This window comes from Okeania sp. KiyG1, assembly GCF_014132355.1.
Taxonomy (GTDB): Bacteria; Cyanobacteriota; Cyanobacteriia; order Cyanobacteriales; family Microcoleaceae; genus Okeania.
In genome coordinates this window covers 1-17,901 of record NZ_BLZO01000092.1, presented here as the reverse complement: position 1 = coordinate 17,901, position 17,901 = coordinate 1, and the positions used below count along the sequence as shown (strand labels likewise).

At 36.6% G+C, this 17,901-nt stretch carries 13 protein-coding genes and 3 pseudogenes; 12 read left to right on the top strand and 4 right to left on the bottom strand.

Annotation, left to right across the window (positions count from 1 at the left end):
• Positions 1-356: 356 nt before the first annotated feature.
• Positions 357-1,844, top strand: coding sequence for a TldD/PmbA family protein (locus SAGCYANO_RS21820; RefSeq protein ID WP_202221992.1), 1,488 nt, complete (start codon positions 357-359; stop codon positions 1,842-1,844).
• Positions 1,845-2,229: 385 nt separating this feature from the next.
• On the opposite strand, the gene SAGCYANO_RS21815 is transcribed toward SAGCYANO_RS21820, so the two are convergent.
• Positions 2,230-2,577 carry a hypothetical protein gene (locus SAGCYANO_RS21815; protein WP_202221991.1) on the bottom strand — a complete coding sequence of 116 codons (348 nt, stop codon included), beginning with the start codon at positions 2,575-2,577 and terminating at the stop codon, positions 2,230-2,232.
• 200 nt (positions 2,578-2,777) lie between these two features.
• Here SAGCYANO_RS21815 and SAGCYANO_RS45270 point away from each other — a divergent pair.
• The 5 genes and pseudogenes from SAGCYANO_RS45270 to phnD form a co-directional block, all read left to right on the top strand.
• Positions 2,778-3,035, top strand: a pseudogene (locus tag SAGCYANO_RS45270) (response regulator transcription factor); the annotation flags it as partial.
• A gap of 150 nt (positions 3,036-3,185) precedes the next feature.
• Positions 3,186-3,578, top strand: a pseudogene (locus SAGCYANO_RS45265) (response regulator); the annotation flags it as partial.
• 794 nt (positions 3,579-4,372) lie between these two features.
• Positions 4,373-4,477: pseudogene (locus tag SAGCYANO_RS50570) on the top strand (ATP-binding protein); the annotation flags it as partial.
• 375 nt (positions 4,478-4,852) lie between these two features.
• Positions 4,853-6,493 carry a response regulator gene (locus tag SAGCYANO_RS21800; protein WP_202221989.1) on the top strand — a complete coding sequence of 547 codons (1,641 nt, stop codon included), beginning with the start codon at positions 4,853-4,855 and terminating at the stop codon, positions 6,491-6,493.
• 945 nt (positions 6,494-7,438) lie between these two features.
• Positions 7,439-8,437, top strand: coding sequence for a phosphonate ABC transporter substrate-binding protein (gene phnD, locus SAGCYANO_RS21795; protein WP_202221988.1), 999 nt, complete (start codon positions 7,439-7,441; stop codon positions 8,435-8,437).
• 991 nt (positions 8,438-9,428) lie between these two features.
• On the opposite strand, the gene SAGCYANO_RS21790 is transcribed toward phnD, so the two are convergent.
• Positions 9,429-10,775, bottom strand: coding sequence for a TldD/PmbA family protein (locus SAGCYANO_RS21790; protein WP_202221987.1), 1,347 nt, complete (start codon positions 10,773-10,775; stop codon positions 9,429-9,431).
• Positions 10,776-11,686: 911 nt separating this feature from the next.
• Here SAGCYANO_RS21790 and SAGCYANO_RS21785 point away from each other — a divergent pair.
• The 3 genes from SAGCYANO_RS21785 to SAGCYANO_RS21780 all read left to right on the top strand — a co-directional run bounded on the left by SAGCYANO_RS21785 (position 11,687) and on the right by SAGCYANO_RS21780 (position 13,428).
• Positions 11,687-12,217: a hypothetical protein gene (locus SAGCYANO_RS21785; RefSeq protein ID WP_202221986.1), complete on the top strand. Its 531-nt coding sequence runs from the start codon at positions 11,687-11,689 to the stop codon at positions 12,215-12,217.
• Between the two features lie 144 nt (positions 12,218-12,361).
• Complete coding sequence (locus SAGCYANO_RS45260; protein ID WP_237396493.1) at positions 12,362-12,694, top strand: helix-turn-helix domain-containing protein; 333 nt, start codon at positions 12,362-12,364, stop codon at positions 12,692-12,694.
• On the top strand, positions 12,649-13,428 hold the full coding sequence (locus tag SAGCYANO_RS21780; protein WP_307785952.1) for an RNA-guided endonuclease TnpB family protein: 780 nt from the start codon (positions 12,649-12,651) through the stop codon (positions 13,426-13,428). The genes SAGCYANO_RS45260 and SAGCYANO_RS21780 overlap by 46 nt, the downstream gene beginning before the upstream one ends.
• Positions 13,429-13,964: 536 nt before the next feature.
• Here the strand turns inward: SAGCYANO_RS21780 and SAGCYANO_RS21775 are convergent.
• Positions 13,965-14,300 carry a XisI protein gene (locus SAGCYANO_RS21775; RefSeq protein ID WP_202221985.1) on the bottom strand — a complete coding sequence of 112 codons (336 nt, stop codon included), beginning with the start codon at positions 14,298-14,300 and terminating at the stop codon, positions 13,965-13,967.
• Positions 14,288-14,704: a XisH family protein gene (locus SAGCYANO_RS21770; protein ID WP_202221984.1), complete on the bottom strand. Its 417-nt coding sequence runs from the start codon at positions 14,702-14,704 to the stop codon at positions 14,288-14,290. Before SAGCYANO_RS21770 ends, SAGCYANO_RS21775 begins: the two co-directional genes overlap by 13 nt.
• 163 nt (positions 14,705-14,867) lie before the next feature.
• Between SAGCYANO_RS21770 and SAGCYANO_RS21765 the strand changes: the two genes are divergently transcribed.
• The 3 genes from SAGCYANO_RS21765 (at position 14,868) to SAGCYANO_RS21755 (ending at position 17,880) form a co-directional block, all read left to right on the top strand.
• A complete protein-coding gene (locus SAGCYANO_RS21765; RefSeq protein ID WP_202222016.1) occupies positions 14,868-15,020 on the top strand; it encodes a hypothetical protein in 153 nt (50 codons plus the stop codon).
• A gap of 321 nt (positions 15,021-15,341) precedes the next feature.
• Complete coding sequence (locus SAGCYANO_RS21760) at positions 15,342-16,379, top strand: hypothetical protein (protein ID WP_202221983.1); 1,038 nt, start codon at positions 15,342-15,344, stop codon at positions 16,377-16,379.
• A gap of 445 nt (positions 16,380-16,824) precedes the next feature.
• Positions 16,825-17,880: a hypothetical protein gene (locus SAGCYANO_RS21755; protein WP_202221982.1), complete on the top strand. Its 1,056-nt coding sequence runs from the start codon at positions 16,825-16,827 to the stop codon at positions 17,878-17,880.
• The last annotated feature ends 21 nt before the right edge of the window (positions 17,881-17,901 follow it).

Sequence of the window (17,901 nt, the reverse complement as noted above, 5' to 3'; positions counted from 1 at the left end):
CGTGCGTAAGTCCTGATTATTAGACATCTCCGATAATAAAAAATAAAATCAATTCTTATCCATAAATTATCAATTATTTATCCCTGTTCCCTGTTCCCTCTTTTGGAGGAGATGTCTATTAGGTAATTTATCCCAAATTCCATCAATACCATTACGGTTACAGGATGCCAAATTTTGGACAAAAATAGCGCATCATATAAAATATAGCAAGGAACGAGTTGGTTAGGACTTATGTTGATGATGAACCTGAGACAGAGAAAAGCTTTTGTTACTGTTCCCTGTTTCCTATTCCCTATTCCCTATTCCCTATTCCCTGTTCCCTGCTATAAATTAGATAAAATTAAGACTAACATACAATGGTACAAGCACCAGCAAAGATTCAAACTACAGAATTAGCTAACCTCGCAATAGACCTAATTCGTCAGTCCGGATGTGAATATGGGGATATTCGCTTATGTATTTATCGTTCTCAGAATTTAACAGCTCGCGATCGCTCTCTCAACAGATTAGAAGATAAGGTTAATTCTGGTTTTGGGGTGAGAGTTTTGCTCAATGGTGCATGGGGTTTTGCTGCCAGTCATCGCCAAAGTCTAGAAGAGGTAGTTAGAGTTGTTGCTCTAGCAGTAGATATTGCTAAGGGTAGTCGTCTCTGTCAACAGACACCAGTAAAGTTAGTACCTGTGGAAACCTACCGCGATAGTTATGTTACTCCGATTGAAATTGACCCTTTTACAGTACCTATTGGCGAAAAAGCAGAATTACTTCTAAATTTGAATGAGAAGTTATTGAGTTATGAGGAGCGAGGAGTTAAAAAAGCTGCTTCTTTTCTCCGGTTGACTAAAGAAGAGAAAATATTTGCTTCTACAAATGATTCCCTAATTGAGCAAACAATTTACCGTAGTTATCCTGGGTTTACTTGTACAGCTATTGCTAATAATGATGCTCAAAGTCGCAGTTACGAACGACCTCCTTTGAATATTGGTTATGAGCATATTAACCCCACCGATCTATTGAGTCAAGTAGAACGGGTTGCTGAGGAAGCAATTGAAAAAGTTTATGCTCCTAAAGGACCTGCGGATATTCGCTCCACTCTAATTTTAAAGCCAACGAATCTATTTTTAACCATCCACGAATCTGTTGGACACCCCACCGAATTAGATCGGGTTTATGGTTATGAATCTAATTTTGCTGGTACCAGTTTTGCCACTACCGATAAAATGGGTAAACTTCAATATGCTGCTCCCTGGGTGAATTTTAAATGCGATCGCACTCAACCAGGTGGTCGTAGTACAATGGGATATGATGATGAAGGTGTGAAGTCACAAGAATGGTATGTAGTTAAGGATGGGATATTGGTTGATTATCTCACAGACCGAGAAACAGCTTACCGACTTGGACGTGGTAGTAGTAATGGTTGTGCTTTTGCTGACAGTTGGTCGAGTGTACCCATGGTACGCATTCCGAATTTGGGGTTAGAAGCGGGTCCTGATGGTGGTAGTCATACTGCTACTTTAGACGAAATGATTGCTGATACTGAAGATGGGATTTTAATTGATGGTACTGGTAGTTTTTCTATTGACCAACAGCGACGGAATTTTCAATTTGGTGGAGATGCGTTTTGGCAGGTGAAAAAAGGGAAGGTTGTGGGAATGTTGAAAGATGTGACTTATCATTCGATGACTACAGATTTTTGGAATAGTGTTGATGCGGTGGGAAGTGCTTCTGAATGGGAGCAGTGCGGTACGAATATTTGTGGGAAAGGGGAACCGATGCAGCTAGCGCAAATGACTCATAGTTGTGTACCTGTGCGGGTGCGCGATATTGTGATTGGTAGTGCTTCGTAGGTTGTTTTTCTTCCGTTGCAATTGCATTATTTTTTATCGGGACTTACGCAAATTAACCTTGAAAAGGCTATATGTAGGGGCGAATGGCATTCGCCCTCACTTTATTTAGCGTCCGTGCGTAAGTCCCGTTGATGAGACATAGGCGTGAAAAGCAATGTAAGAAAGTTTCATAGTACTTCTCTAAAAGTGTTTAGTTGTTGGAAATATTTTTGTGTTAAATTATTATATACGACCTAACTTTTAGATATACCTAGAGCAAAAACATTTTACAGCGCTTTTCAAATGAGTTAACCACATAATCAAAATCAAAAACCTTTGTAGGGAGGGCGAATACCATTCGCCCCTACAGATGGTGGTTTCAAATGAGTTAACCGCATAATCAAAATCAAAACTCTTGTAGGGAGGGCGAATACCATTCGCCCCTACAGATGGTGGTTTCAAATGAGTTAACCACATAATCAAAATCAAAACTCTTGTAGGGAGGGCGAATACCATTCGCCTCTACAGATGGTGGTTTCAAATGAGTTAACCACATAATCAAAATCAAAAACCTTTGTAGGGAGGGCGAATACCATTCGCCTCTACAGATGGTGGTTTCAAATGAGTTAACCACATAATTAAAATCAAAACTCTTGTAGGGAGGGCGAATGCCATTCGCCCCTACAGATGGTGGTTTCAAATGAGTTAACCACATAATTAAAATCAAAACTCTTGTAGGGAGGGCGAATACCATTCGCCCCTACAGATGGTGGTTTCAAAGTCAATTTGCGTAAGTCTTGTACTTATAAATTGTTGGAATAATACATAAACAAAAATCACGTCAATAAAACTATTGTTATTATGCAATCTGATAATAATAAACAGATAAAAAAAAATATTGCTAGTAGAAAATGACCCTGCTATCCGAAGTAAATTTGCTAGTTTTTTAAAAAAATGGGATATATTCTTGAAGTTGCAGAAGATGGTGATACTTGCCTAACATTGCAAGAGATATTTAATCCCGATTTAATTATTTTAGATGTAAATTTACCGGATAATAATATTTATGATTTATCAGTTAGTCTAAAAAAAAAGGTTCCACATTTAATCATAATTATGGTGGCTGCACCCTCAGATAAACTCGATAAAATAAGAGGGTTTTGTGTGGGAGGAGATGACTATTTGATCAAACCATTTAATCTTAATAAATTGAAAGCCAGTATAGAATATTTGTGCAAAATTAAAGAGCATTCAATTTTAAAAATAAACCGTCTGAAAAAACTTCATTCACTATTAGGAATTAATGCACGATTAGGAATAAACTTCTCACACCTGATTAATGAGGGTGAAAAATTAGGCATTTTGAAAAATGAGGTTATTCTATCTGTTGAAGATGACTATGTAAATGCTCGTGTGGTTTTAAAAACTCTGATGAAACGCGGTGGATATTGTACGTTGCATACAGAAAATGTAGAGGAGGTACTACTTTTAGCCGAGTCAGGTATAATTGATATTATCTTAATGGATGTTTCTCTAGCTCGTAGTGTTTATCAGGGTAAAGCTTTTGATGGGATTCAAATTACTCAAATGTTGAAATCTAATCCTAAAACTGCATTAATACCTGTGGTTTTTGTGACTGCTCATGCAATGGCAGGCGATCGAGAATATTTTTTGAAGCAAAGTGGTGCTGATAGTTATATTAGTAAACCAGTAGTAGATCATCAAGGATTTGTGGATGTAGTTAGGACATTTATTAATTCTGCTAAAAAAATAAATAATTCTGAGGAGCGTACAAATAATTTTGTAAATCGTCTAGATTATGATAGTAAAACAAAAGATGAACTTAAAGATGAGCTTAAAAAGGCTGGAAATATAATTAAAGAATTAGAGACAAAGGATGATAAAAATACAAAAAATTGGCTCCAATATAGTGAATCAGATGCACTAGATTTAGTAGAAGAAAACTCTTTATCAGTTGAGGTCTCTAACCAACAAGATATTAGCGACCAAACACATGAAATATATAAAATAATTTGTGCTGATGTAGTTCATAGTCTTAAAGGAGAATTTCTAAATATTGGAGGTTCTAACCAAGAAATTCGCTACTTATCCAATAACTCACCGGAAATTTTAGAGGAATGTGAACTAATTCAAAGAAGTCTTGAATATAGCCAAATTCGTCTACAAAAGTTGATGGATTATCTTAATATAGGTAAGCCACAGATGGAAGCTATTGAGATTGAAAAACTAATAGTTGAAGTTGAGTCTTTGTCTAGAAACAGATTACCTTCAAATATAGATATGGAAGTCAAGATACAAGAAAATATAAAGGGTAAAACTATTCTAGGAAATTCGGATCAAATCAAGAGTATTTTGTTTGAATTAATCGGAAATTCTACAAAGGCATTATATAAACCGGATAGTAAAATCCAAATATTTGCCAGTTATGAAAATGATGGATTAATTACTTTATCTATTAAGGATAATGGCTCTGGTATCAGCGATGATTTAAAAAATAAACTTTTAAAGAAGTTGTAGAAAGTAAAAATGGTTCTGGCATAGGATTGTATCTAAGTAATCGAATCATACATCAAATGGGAGGTGATTTAAAACTAGAATCTTCTGAAAAAGGAACTACTATTACTCTTTTTTAATGAGAATTGAATTGATATAGCGTTTCTCAAATTGGTGAGATACAGTTTTAGATCCCCCCTAACCCCCCTTAGTAAGGGGGGAACTGCTTAAAGGGAGGTTTCAAAGTCCCCCTTTTTAAGGGCTAGGGGGATCGTAAATGTACCTCATCTTGATGAGAAATGCTATTTGTGAGATACAGTTTTAGATCCCCCCTAACCCCCCTTAGTAAGGGGGGAACTGCTTAAAGGGAGATTTCAAAGTCCCCCTTTTTAAGGGGGATTTAGGGGGATCGTAAATCTACCTCATCAAGATGATAAATGCTATAAAATATAGACAAATATATAAATTAAAATCTAACTTTTTGACAAATTTTTATTTTCTTGGAGTTATTAATTATGCTATTGAGAATATTAATTGTAGATGATAATAGAGATACCCTCAAAAGATATGTTAAGTCTTTAAAACGTGGAATCAGATTAGAATCTTTGAATTTTAGTACACCACAGGATTTAGACTCTAAATCGCCCATAGAAATAGAGGAATGTGATTCAGTTATCCCAGCACTTAAAAAACTAAGAACTCAACCGTTTGAAATTCTAATTGTTGATTTGAAAATACCAGGTTCATCTGGAGAAGAAATGGGAGGATTAGAATTAATAGATGAGTCAGTAGACCTCGATCCACTTCGTCCTATTATTGTGATCACTGCTTATGGAAATGTAGAATTAGCAAGGCGAACTTTAACCAAAGGTGTGTTTGATTTTATAGAAAAATCTCCCACAGCAGTTGAAGATAAGTTAGTATCAGCAGTTCAAAGAGCGATAGATACTCGTAACGAGAAAATCAGGCGAGTTGGAAACCCTTTTACACCAATGACAGGTTTGGAACCTACTGTTTTTGGCGGCAGAACACAGGAACTCGAATTTTTTGAAGATAAACTCAATAGAGCAATTTATAGTAAATATCGAGAACATTTCCTGATTCTTGGTGATTGGGGAATAGGTAAATCAACATTACTGAGGGAATATAAGAAAATATGTCAAAGTCGTGGGTATATTTCATGTATTGTTCCCATCGAACCCATTCAAGCAGATTCAAATTTACTAGATGTTGCTCGTATCATAGTAGAAGGTATTTTACACGATCTACCTTACCCTGTTGAGCGGTTTCAGAAAGTGCTTGAATTCTTAAGCGCTCTGGAAATTAATATACTAGGAACTGGATTAAAAGTTGAGCGCAACAAGAACAACCAGAACATAATATCACCTAAAGCTTTTTTACGAGACACTCTCAGCAAACTATGGGAAGACATTAAAGAAAAAACCGATGTATTTGTTATCCTGCTTGACGACCTAGAAAATTTGGCAGCAGTTCCAGAGATTTTGATGACATTAAAATCAGCACTAACAGATTCACTTATGGAAACTAAAATTCTAGTAGGTTTGGCATCAACTTCCACAAATTGGGTAGAGATAACATCTGTCCAAAAACACCATCCCGTCTCTAGATACTTTTTGTCTAGAGTCGAACTGACATCCTTAACTGAAAAAGAAGTTCAAGAAACCATCCGAGAGTCTCTTGCTGGAACAGGAGTTTCATTCAGTCAAGAAGTCATGCAGAATATATTAAAATATTCTGGCGGACATCCATTCGAGATGCAATTACTCTGCTATCACCTTTTCAGTAATCATCTGTCAAGATATGTAGAAATTGACATTTGGGAGAAAGCTTTGCAAGCAACTGTCAGGGATGTGGGAAATGCTATTTTTGAAAAGTGGTGTTCTGACCTCAGTGTTGATGAGGCAAAAGTTCTGAGAGTGCTTGCAGAAAATGATAATTCTGTAACACTTGAAAAGCTAACTGCTACTTTTGAGGTAGAAAACTTGATGATTCCTATGAAGTATTCAGTTGAAGAAGTATTGAAAAGTCTTTTGCAACGAAAGCTCATCGATAGAGATATTTATGGTAATTATGTAGTCAAGGATCGGATGTTTTGTACTTACCTGATTACTCATCTAAATTACCCCTTAGTCTAGAGGGGAGTAGGATGGCATTTTCTATTATCTGGAATTAGGCAAACTATTGAATTATACACCATCTGTAGGGTATGATGCAAGCCCCCCTAACCCCCCAATTTTGGGGGGAATAAAACTCTAAAAATTCCTCAATTTTGGGGGGGAATAAAACTCTAAAAATCCCTCAATTTTGGGGGGAATAAAACTCTAAAAGTCCCTCAATTTTGGAGGATTTAGGGGGCTTGACCAGAACTAAACAATCACGCATTCATACTTCAAATGATTTTGCCCCCCTAGCCCCCCAATTTTGGGGGGAATAAAACTCTAAAAGTCCCCCAATCTTGGGGGATTTAGGGGGCTTGAGATGATCCTATTTCGGGGCTTTACCAGAACTAAACAATCACGCATTCATACTTCAAATGATTTTGCCCCCTAGCCCCCCAATTTTGGGGGAATAAAACTCTAAAAGTCCCCCAATCTTGGGGGATTTAGGGGGCTTTACCAGAACTAAACAATCACGCATTCATACTTCAAATGATTTTGCCCCCTAGCCCCCAATTTTGGGGGGAATAAAATTCTAAAAGTCCCCCAATCTTGGGGGATTTAGGGGGCTTTACCACGCATATTCACACTTCAATTGAGCAACTCCATCACCTGGCGTGGCTGATTCCGGGTATGATGCAAGCCCCCCTAGCACCCCAAATTTGGGGGGAATAAAACTCTAAAAGTCCCCCAGGATTGGGGGATTTAGGGGGCTGTTTCATGGCTATTATTTGTCTCGTAGCGATCGCTAATTTCTAACCCAAAATTCTCTAAAATAAACTTAACCAAAACTTAACATTAATATAGGATAATCGATCAACGGACAAATCTGTCTCTGAAAAAACACAAAACTAATAGCTGATAGCTGATGGCTGATAGCTTAAATAACTGACAACTACTAATACTTCCAGAGAAAAGAACCCTATGGACCGACGTAAATTTGTTCAAAATTCATCTCTATTTGCTCTATCCTTAGCCGGAGCAAAATTAGCTAATTTAACTTTCTCACCCCAAACATTAGCTCAGGTAAAAGTACTAAAATTTGGCATTATTTCCACTGAATCTCAAAGTAATCAAAGACCAATTTGGGAACCATTTATCAAAGCACTTTCTGATTCTATTGGTTTACCAGTTAAAGCATTTTATGTGACTCAATATGTAGCAGTAATTGAAGCCATGCGAACTGGGGATGTCCACCTAGCTTGGTATGGAGGAAAATCCTATATTGAAGCAGCAGCACGTGCTAAAGCTGAAGCATTTGCCCAGGTAGTAGATACAGAAGGTGGTAAAGGTTATTACTCTCATTTAATTACTAACAAAGATAATCCTATAGTTGCTCAAGCTAAAGCAATGGGAGGCGATAAATATGTGATTAAAAATGCAAGTAATTTAACTTTTGCTTTTAATGACCCGAACTCTACATCCGGTTTTTTAGTACCGAGTTACTATGTTTTTGCTCAAAACGGAGTTGACCCCAAAAAAGCATTTAAACGCTTAATTTTTTCCGGCAGTCACGAAGCAACAGCTTTAGCAATAGCCAATAATCAAGTAGATGTAGCTACTAATAATAATGAAGCTTTAGACCGACTCCAAAAAACAAATCCAAAAGCAAGAGCTAATATAGAAACTATCTGGACTTCTACTTTAATTCCTAGTGACCCAATTGCTTATCGTCAAGATTTACCAGCAGATTTAAAACAGAAAATTCGCAACTTTTTCTATAACTATAAAGAAGCAAAAGTTCTCGAACCTCATGGTTGGTCTGGCTTCGCTCAAGCAAATGATAAAATCTGGAATCCAGTTCGGGAATTAGACCTAGCTAAAAAGATTTTAGAGTTGGAAAATAAGGAAAATATGAGTGCTGAGGATAAACAAAAATTAGAGGCATTTCGCCAAGAATTAAAGGCTATAAAAAGTAATTAAATAACAAAAGTAAAACAGGATTTACAGATGATAAGTAAGTAGCTCTAATTAAACGTTAAAAAAATTGTAGGGGCGGGTTTAGCCGAAAGCTTTAATATTTTCAATTTAGTCCTAAAAACCCGCCCCAAACTTGTTGGGTTTATTTATGCTTACCTACTTAATCTTAATCATAAATCTGCTATATCACCAGAAGTCTCCATAGTTAGGGTTTGCTGAAAAAGTCTTTTTCAGGAGCAGGGAAGTAGGGTAGTAGGCAGAAATAATTAATGATTTCTGTACAATAATTAATTTTATTTTGTATTATTGGAGATGTCTATCAGACATCTTTGTGACATACTCCCACACTAACCTGACGGTATAGTGTGAGCTTCTCGTTTCACAGTCCCGGTATCCCGTCGGACTCCACGAGCTTTAAAAACGGGATGCCCCACCGCTCTTTTTGCACATAAAAAACTGCTCACCTAGTTCCGCAATAAGATTTTACGTTTTCCCACGGTTGACTAGGAATTCGGGCAAACAACCCCATATCCTATTAAATTTTCATGGTTCATTACTGACGGCGATTAGCTCAAACCAGCATAATTCGATGATAACATAAAAATTTGTAAATTAATGGGACATCTCCTCCCATTAATTTACCGCCGATTCATCTCACGTCAAATCACAGATTATGACGTGAGGCTCAAGAGCGATTTAGCTAAGAGGATATCTGAAAAGTTGTTTACAGCGTTTTTCAAATTGATCAACCACATCTTCACAAGCAAAACCTTGTAGAGACGTTCCATAGAACGTCCCTACTGTGGTCTACCCAAATGAAAACCGCTGTAATACTGAATTTTGCCCCCCGAACCCCCAATTCTGGGGGGAAAAAAAATCCATTAGCTGGTAAAAGTCCCCCAAAATTGGGGGATGCGCGGGGGCGAGTGATGTAGCAAATGAGACTTCTCAGACAACCTCTAAATTCTCTTCCCTCCTGACTCCTGACTCCTAATCAAACACTATCAGTCACACTACTAAAATTAAACGCCTTTACTCTTAGTCCAGGCAAAACACTATCACCATAACGTTGTACTTGACTAACCGCATCCACATCCCGCAACATATCCGGCAAAACCTGATTAAACCGCAAATTTTTAATCGGATAAGCAATCTTACCATCCTCAATCCAAAAAGTACCATCCCGTGTCATACCAGTCATCTCCAATGTCCGAGGATTAACATAACGCACATACCACGAACGATTTACCAAAACAGCTCTTTCCGTCTGGGCAATTAAATCAGCCAAACTTTGTTCAGAACCCTCCATTACCACTGGAAACATATAACCCGTGGGTTGCTTACCCTTTTGTGTTGCCCAATAACGACTATAAGATAAAGTCTGTGGTACACCATCCTTAATCACTTCCAGATAATGATTACTCAACCCATCATTAGAGAAAGTCTCCAACTGCAACAAAGGATGTCCTGGATAGCGCTGCATCTGCACTAAAGGACTAAACATTTTTTCCCCAACTCGGTTGCCCACTGGTTTACCTGTTTCATCAGTGCGCGACATAAACGATCGCCCCTCATCTGCCGCCCGTGCATCTAAATTAAATATTAGCCAAATTAATAGATCGGCTAAAGCTGCCCCACTGAAAATCACAGGATAAACACCAGGACTAATTTCTCTAGGTTGGCGAGATGCAAAAGCACGGTTTATCAATTCCTCCGTTAGAGTTTCAGTAGGTAGTTGGTTTATTCCCCAGGCAGTGCTACGACTCCAACTAGAGCCATTTTCAATTCTTGCCGTAAAACTAAAATCTGCTCTTGTATATTTACTATAGGCGCGTAACCCAACTGAGTTAGCGATCGCCCCTAAAAATGTATCTGTACTCAGAGTTCCGGAGCCATCAACTCCTGCATTGGCACTCATAGCACATACTTGTTGTACTATTTTTCCTCGCTCTAGTGGGGAGATAGTAGCAGTCAACTCATCAAAAGCGGGAGTACGTTTTTCATATTCTTGAGGTTCCAGTAGTGGTACCCATTCTGGGTCTTGTGGAGCAATGCGGGCGAGTTCCTCCGAACTGCGAATAGTAGCTGTAATGGCATCCGAGTCTAATTCTGTAGTGGAGGCAGTGGCGCTGCGAGTTCCGAAATAACTGGTAATATTGAGTTCAAATTTTGTTTTAGTAATATTCTGACTAATTTGATTTTCTGAGTAGCGACTTAGGGATGATTCGTCATTGTTCAGAGTGACGACAATACCCTCTGCCTCAGATTTTTTTACAGTTGTTTCTAATAAGGATAAAGCTTCGTCTTCACTAAGAAGATTTGGTTTAATGGCTGTGGTCATTTCAGTTATCAGTTAACAGTTATCAGTTATCAGTTCAGGACTTACGCAAAATAACCATATCCAGTAGGGGCGTTTGCGGAGCATTCCGTTAGGAAATGGCATTCGCCCTTACAAGTAGCGTATATTTTCACATTATGCGTAATTCCTGTAGTTATTATTAGGACTTACGCAGTACAACATATTTCCGTCATTGCGATCCACAGGGTTTGCGGAGCATTCCGGAACAGAAAGCAATCTCAAATCCTAACTTTTCGCACCTTATGCGTAACTTCTAATTATATCAAATCCCCTTAATTAGGTCAGGACTTACGTAGAGACTCTAGTTATAGGGAGGGCGAATACCATTCGCCCCTACATATGGTGGTTTAAAAGTCAATTTGCGGAAGTCCTGTAGGTATCAAAAATGTTCCATTTTCCCTACTCCTGTACTCCCCATGAGGAAACGGAGACACGGGAACGCGGTGACACGGTGACATCCCCTCTCCGCGTCTGGGCGTTGCTAATTATGGGTATGATGCAGAGCTAGCCGAGCAAGCCAAAATTGGGGGGAATAAAACTCTAAAAGTCCCCCGCGATCCCCCTCCCGTCCCCCTTGGAAAGGGGGAAGCCAGATGTTGCTGCGCTTTTTGTTGAACGGGGGATTTAGGGGGCGTGGACCAGAAGCAAACAATCGCGCATTCATACTTCAATTCAGCAACGCCCGCGTCTGGTGTGTCTCCCCCTCTCCGTGTCCTCAAAAAACCTTACTATCCAACTTTGTAGTAATACCTCTATTCTTTGTCTGGATTGATTTATATAGGTTGTCGATTTCTAAAAACTGAAGTATAATTGTAATATAAAAGGCACTCACCTGAATTAGCTATTTCATAGAGTGCCTGGGTCAAAAAATTAAGTCATAAGAGGATTATATCATGGTTAGTTATGTTGGTATTCAACCCAATCATTTTCCCAATGAAATAATTTCAGAAATTCAGCCATTAGTACCATTAGAAATTAAAATTGAATGTCTAAAAACTGTTGGGGTTAGTAATACTCCCCAAATAATTTATAGAACATCAAAAGGACGGTGCAGCACTTTTTTATCTAAAGCTCAATTTCTCAATTGTTTACTCTGTTTTTTGCAAATTAAACAGCGTAATATAGGTAAAATAAAAAGTTATAATTTTCAGCATTCTGGCATAAATATTAATACTGAAAATGGCAAGTATTTGATTGTTTATCCAGAAATTCATGCTTTTCTAGAACGATATAATCGGGCAGCATTAGAAAAGTTAGAAGTCGAATTAACTGGTATTAGTGCTGTAGTTAGAAATCCGATGAAAGGAACCGTTGCTGAAGTGAATAATACTGGTTGTACTTGTGCCGATATGATTTATCGTCGCACAATTTGCAAACATCAAATTGCAACTCAGTTACATCTACAGTCAAATGGATGGGGCTAACTACTGAAGCCGAATAATTGGACAAAGTTGGACAAATGTTAAGAAGTATTAAAAATATGCTGATTACCTGCTATAATACATTATAATATTCCTTAAAACAACTACCTAAAAACTTTATTTTCTTTCTATGGCTTACCAGTTAAAATGCAATCAATCAAGACCAAATTAAAAGTTAACAATTACCAAAAAACAATACTTGCTAAACACGCAGGTGTAGCCCGTCATGCTTATAACTGGGGATTAGCAACCTGTATAAAAGAGTACGAAGAAACTAAAAAACGCCCAAGCGCCATCACCCTCCATAAACGTTTAGTAGCTGAAGTCAAATCAGTTAATCCTTGGTATTATGAGGTGTCTAAATGTGCCCCACAACAAGCATTAAGAGATTTAGAAAGGGCATTTAAAAACTTTCTAACTATTCCGAGCCGTGGATTCCCAAAATTCAAGAAAAAGGTAGAAAAGACAATTTTTATTTAGAAGGTAGTATTAAGATTATTCAAGGGAACTACATACAATTACCCAGAATAGGAGTAGTAAAAACATACGAAATCTTACCGAATTGCAGAGTAAAAAATGTCAGAATATCAAAAAAAGCAGATAGTTGGTACATCAGTTTTAAATATGATATTGAACCAGCTCCAACAGAAAAAGTTGAAGAAACTATTGGTGTAGACATAGGCATAAATACATTAGCAACCTGTTCTGATGGTAGTAAATTTGCCAATGTCAAAGCCTACAGACAAGCAAAAAAACAATTAGTTCGTCATCAACGTGCAGTCAGTAAAAAAGTTATTGGCTCCAAAAACAGACGCAAAGCAGTAAAAAAACTAGCAAAAGTCCACAAAAAAGTAGCCGATATCAGAGTAGACGCTCTACATAAACTCACTTCATGGTTAGCTAAAAACCACAGCACCATAGTAATTGAGGATTTGAATGTAAGTGGAATGCTCAAAAACCATAAACTAGCAAGTGCCATAGCAGACTGTGGTTTTTATGAATTTAAACGTCAACTTACATACAAATGTGAATGGTACGGCAGTGAATTAGTCATAGCTGATAGATTTTATCCAAGTTCTCAAATATGTTCAAACTGTGGGCATCAACAGAAAATGCCGTTACACTTGAGAACTTATGAGTGTAGTGAATGCAGTTTTAAAACTGATAGAGATTTGAATGCTGCTATCAACCTGAAAAACTATGTGTATCAGTAGCTTGAGTTCCAAGCGAATTTAAGCCTGTGGAGAAGATAAGTTGCAGACTGCGGTCAGTGGTCTTCTGTGAAGCAGGAAGCTAACTCCAAAGCTTATGTAATCACGCATGGGTAAGTTTGGGTAAGTTTAGTAGAACGGTTCCTTGACAGAATATTTACAACAAAATAATGTAGGGAAAAAGTGGGAGGAAAAATTATTAGCTATGGCTGAAGTTGCAAAATCAGATTTAGGATTGTAAGTATGATTTACCTAGCTGAACGGATACAAAATTATAGATGCAGATTCCCACGTTAACTTAAGTCGTTTAATTTTAGGAGGGGTAAAAGATCCCTTCTAAGAGGTTGTCTGAGAAGTCCCATTTGCTACATCTAAGCCCCCTAAATCCCCCAAAATTGGGGGACTTTTAGAAGCAAATTGACTCTTGTTCCCCCAAAGTTGGGGGCTAGGGGGCAAAATTCAGTATCAAAAACGTTTCAGATATCCTCTAAAAAGCTGAACGCTGATTGCTGAACTGCTGTTTGCGGAGCAAAACGTTTCTAAGACACAGCAAAACCTGTATATTTGCGTTTATAGGGTGCGTGAAAAGCTAGAACAATATCTGATGGTGGCACTCCCAAATCTACCAATTCACTAGCAATACCAATTTTTGTACCATCATGTTGTATCCAGATTTTTTCATTTTTAATATCTATTTGTAAAACACAACCCCGTACTCTTCTATTACCATGCCAACCTACATTTATAAGTTGATAATGGTCCCGTTCTTCATCAAAAACAACTTGAACTTCTATATCTCCATAAGATGGTTTATATTGACTATAGTCGGTAATAATACTTTTGATATTTGCTCGATATTTAGCTAATTTTTCCATTGCACAATTACCTCCCTATTGGGATCGTATATGATTAATTTTATTTGATTTTCTTCAACAACTATTTGAGCAAATATAAGAGTGAAAAAACTTTCATAAGTATCTTCAGACACAGCTAGATAGAGAGTTCTTTCTGGTTGACTTCTCCTTAATACTGTACGGTAGTTAATAAATTGCCCCAAAGCATTATGAAATTCATAAATTAGGGATTGTCGAACAAAACTTTTGATTTCAACAGCAATTTTTTTTCCATCTTTTTCTGCACCAACAAGTTTTTCTGCACCCAAATCGACATACATATCAACTCCTCCGAATTCTAAAAAAAGAGGGTCATCAGTTATCGTCCAACTTTCTTTGATTAAGGCGTTTTTGACAACATCATGAAAAATGTCTTTTGCGGGCATAATTATATATTAATACTTGACAATTATTTGATACTATTATAAATATTTTCGTCTTCTCTGGTAAGCTTTATACTTCTCCAATTTTGTGAATTTAACTAATATTAAAAATCTTAACTCTTAAATCTTTATTCCAATAATTTTTAAGTAGTAGCGAACTGACACATTGATAAAATGGTTAATTGTGCGTTATGATAGCGGTCTAAAGCACCCTACTGGACTACAGTCAAAACTGCAGGTAGGATTTTTAGAATCTGGTTGTGGTTGGTTGCCCTATTGGTTATGGTGGTTGGACAAAGAATACAAAAATTTACATTAAAAAGTCAAAAATATGATATAACTTATATCATAATATTAATCATCAGCCAGATGTGGTAAAAAATGTTGTTGAGTTTAAGGAAAAGTTATAAGTTTTAAGCTAGAGATAGCGAGAACTTATAACAGTTCGCTGAAATGACTGGTCTTTTTTGATGATTAAATAACAATTTGAGGAGGTATTAAACAATTAATAATTAATAATTAATAATTAATAATTAATAATTACCTCTCCCTAAAAGGAAGAGGATTGAATAAACGGAAATTTTTTTCTTGTTTCTCCTTTAAAGGAGAGGCTTTAAACCTTAATTATTCGGTAAGATTTATGATGCCTTTCGATTTAGATAGTACCAATAATCAAAAATTACCTGGATATGAAGTTCTATCCCCAAATTTATCTCAGGGGGAAAATTTTCAATACCAAATTCTTTTAGTGGAAGAAGATGATAACTCTCATCTCGGAATCAAAACAACAGTATATACAGGAACTAAAAAATATTTAAAGGAAAAGTTGCCAGGAATAGGAAATGAAAAAATAGACAATTTTCCCCATGAGGGATTAGATATGAAGGCAGTGATGAAGTTTAAGAAAAAAAGCATAGATGATAAGATGTTCATCAATCAATATCATGCTTTGCGGAGGCTTCTGGCAGCTAGAAAATTATCTCAATTGATTGCTGAGACATGGCTCAGGGACGATCAAATAGAGGCTACCATTGATGAAAAAAAATCATTAGTAGACCCTACAATTAGTAGTAACCAAGAGACTGAAATAAAGGAAGAGAAAGTATTAACATTAAAGATTATTAGGAAACTATTTCTGAGTGCTAATAGACCGCCAGATCGTACTAAGTCTGAATCTTCAGCAACTAAATCTGACCGTCAAATGATTATCAAGAAAAATCAAGAAAGTTGGCGAAATATCTGTTTGAATTTGTTGTTTTGTGGACAAGCTTATTACAAAAAAGGCGATCGATATATAGAAGTATTAAAGAGTCCCATTATGTCTACTTATGAAGCGTCTTGTTTATTCAGTTTCCAGGTAGTTTGGAACAGCTTTGTAGGGACTATGGAAGATATTAAGCAGGTAGGAAAGAATGAACCCCCTTTCTACAGAGTGTTTATTCCTTACCCTCAACGTCCTAATGTAACAGAAAAGGCAGATTGCGATGAGGATGGAGTATTCCAACCTATACTAACTGCCGATATAATCAAAAATTGGGCATATTCACAAGATATAGTACGGAAACCAAAATCAACAGAATTCCCATTTGCAAAGAAAAAGTGGAACTCAAAAGACGGTATCCATATAGAATATGTTTTACCACCCTATCCTTATTTACCACCGACTTGTACTTGCTAAATTAAGCCTTAAAAAAATTAGCCATAAGTAAGCAAAGTGGTAAACTTAACTCGATCGCCTGACGATAATTTTGTCACTATCAATGTTATATTATGGTTAGCCCTTCTGAAGCTTATCTAACTCAGATAATTCAGTTTATCAGCTCTGACAATTTAATATTTGGCTCAGATGATCCAGACATGGATCGTTAGTCATATATTATTAAAAATGCTATGGAGCTTAAGGAAAAGTTATCTCAGGAGATAGTGAACAAGATTGTTTGACATAATCCCAGATGTTTTGATCACTTACAGTAAGTAAGTTAAATTAACTCTGTTTTTAGTTATGTACAGAAATTAAATGATGGAGATTGAACTCAAGCATCATTTTGTAATTGTGCAATGCCAAGTTTTCAACTTACTTTTAGTTTATGATTCCACAAAAATTTTAGCAGGTAGTAATATTTATGATTCCCTTCATTTTAACTAATCATCAAAAATTTTCTTGCGTCCCCAATAAGGATAAAAATCAAAATCAAGCATATCAAAATCAAAATGAAGATATGCAATATCAGATCCTTATAGTTGAATATGTTGAATGTTCAAAAAGTAATGACGTTAATCAAAAAATAAAGACAACAGTATATACAGGTACCCAAAAATTCTTAAAAGAAAAATTACCAGAGCTAGGAGAAGATATAGACTATTTGCCTAGTGAGGGAGTAGATATGGATGAAATAATGCCCTGGCCAACATCTCCGAAAGCAAATGATAGTTTTATGAATCAGTACTTTACTATACGAAGACTTCTTCAATCAAGAAAACTATCTCAATTGATTTCCAAGACGTGGCAAACAGAAGAAGACATACAAAAATTTTGGCAAGACAAGACAATATTAGAGGATGAGGACAAAAGTGTACAAGCAGTGGCACGAAATGCCATCATCTTCAATGAAAATCTACAAAATAACATTATCACAAAATTGTTTCTTAGCCCTAATAGATTGCCAGACCATCAGGAATGGCAAAATTACCATGCATCTAGCACTTTGGAACAGCAGACGATTATCATGCCATATCAAGAAAATTGGCGAAGTATCTGTTTGAATCTCTTGTTCTGTGGACAAGCTTATTCTCTAGTTGATGGTAGTTATAGAAGAGTATTAAATCCTATTTTGTCTACTTATGAAGCATCTTGTTTGTACAGTTTTGAGATAGTTTGGGATAAGTTTATAGGTACTATAGAAGAGATTCAGAAGGCAGGTCAAGATAAACCTAATCCCCCTTACTACAAAGTATCAATTCCTTATCCTCCACGCCCTAATATTGAAAAAGAAGATGAAGAAAAAGAGGGATTACTACCTACTGAAGAAATGATCACAAAGTGGGTAAATGCAGAAGATTTATCACCAGATGATGAAAAATTGCCATTTGCTAACGAAAAATGGAATCCACAGACGGGAATAGATATCAAATATGTTACTCCTCCTTATCCTTATTTACCAATGAGTTGTGCTAGTTAAATCAAGCCTCATTGAAAAAAT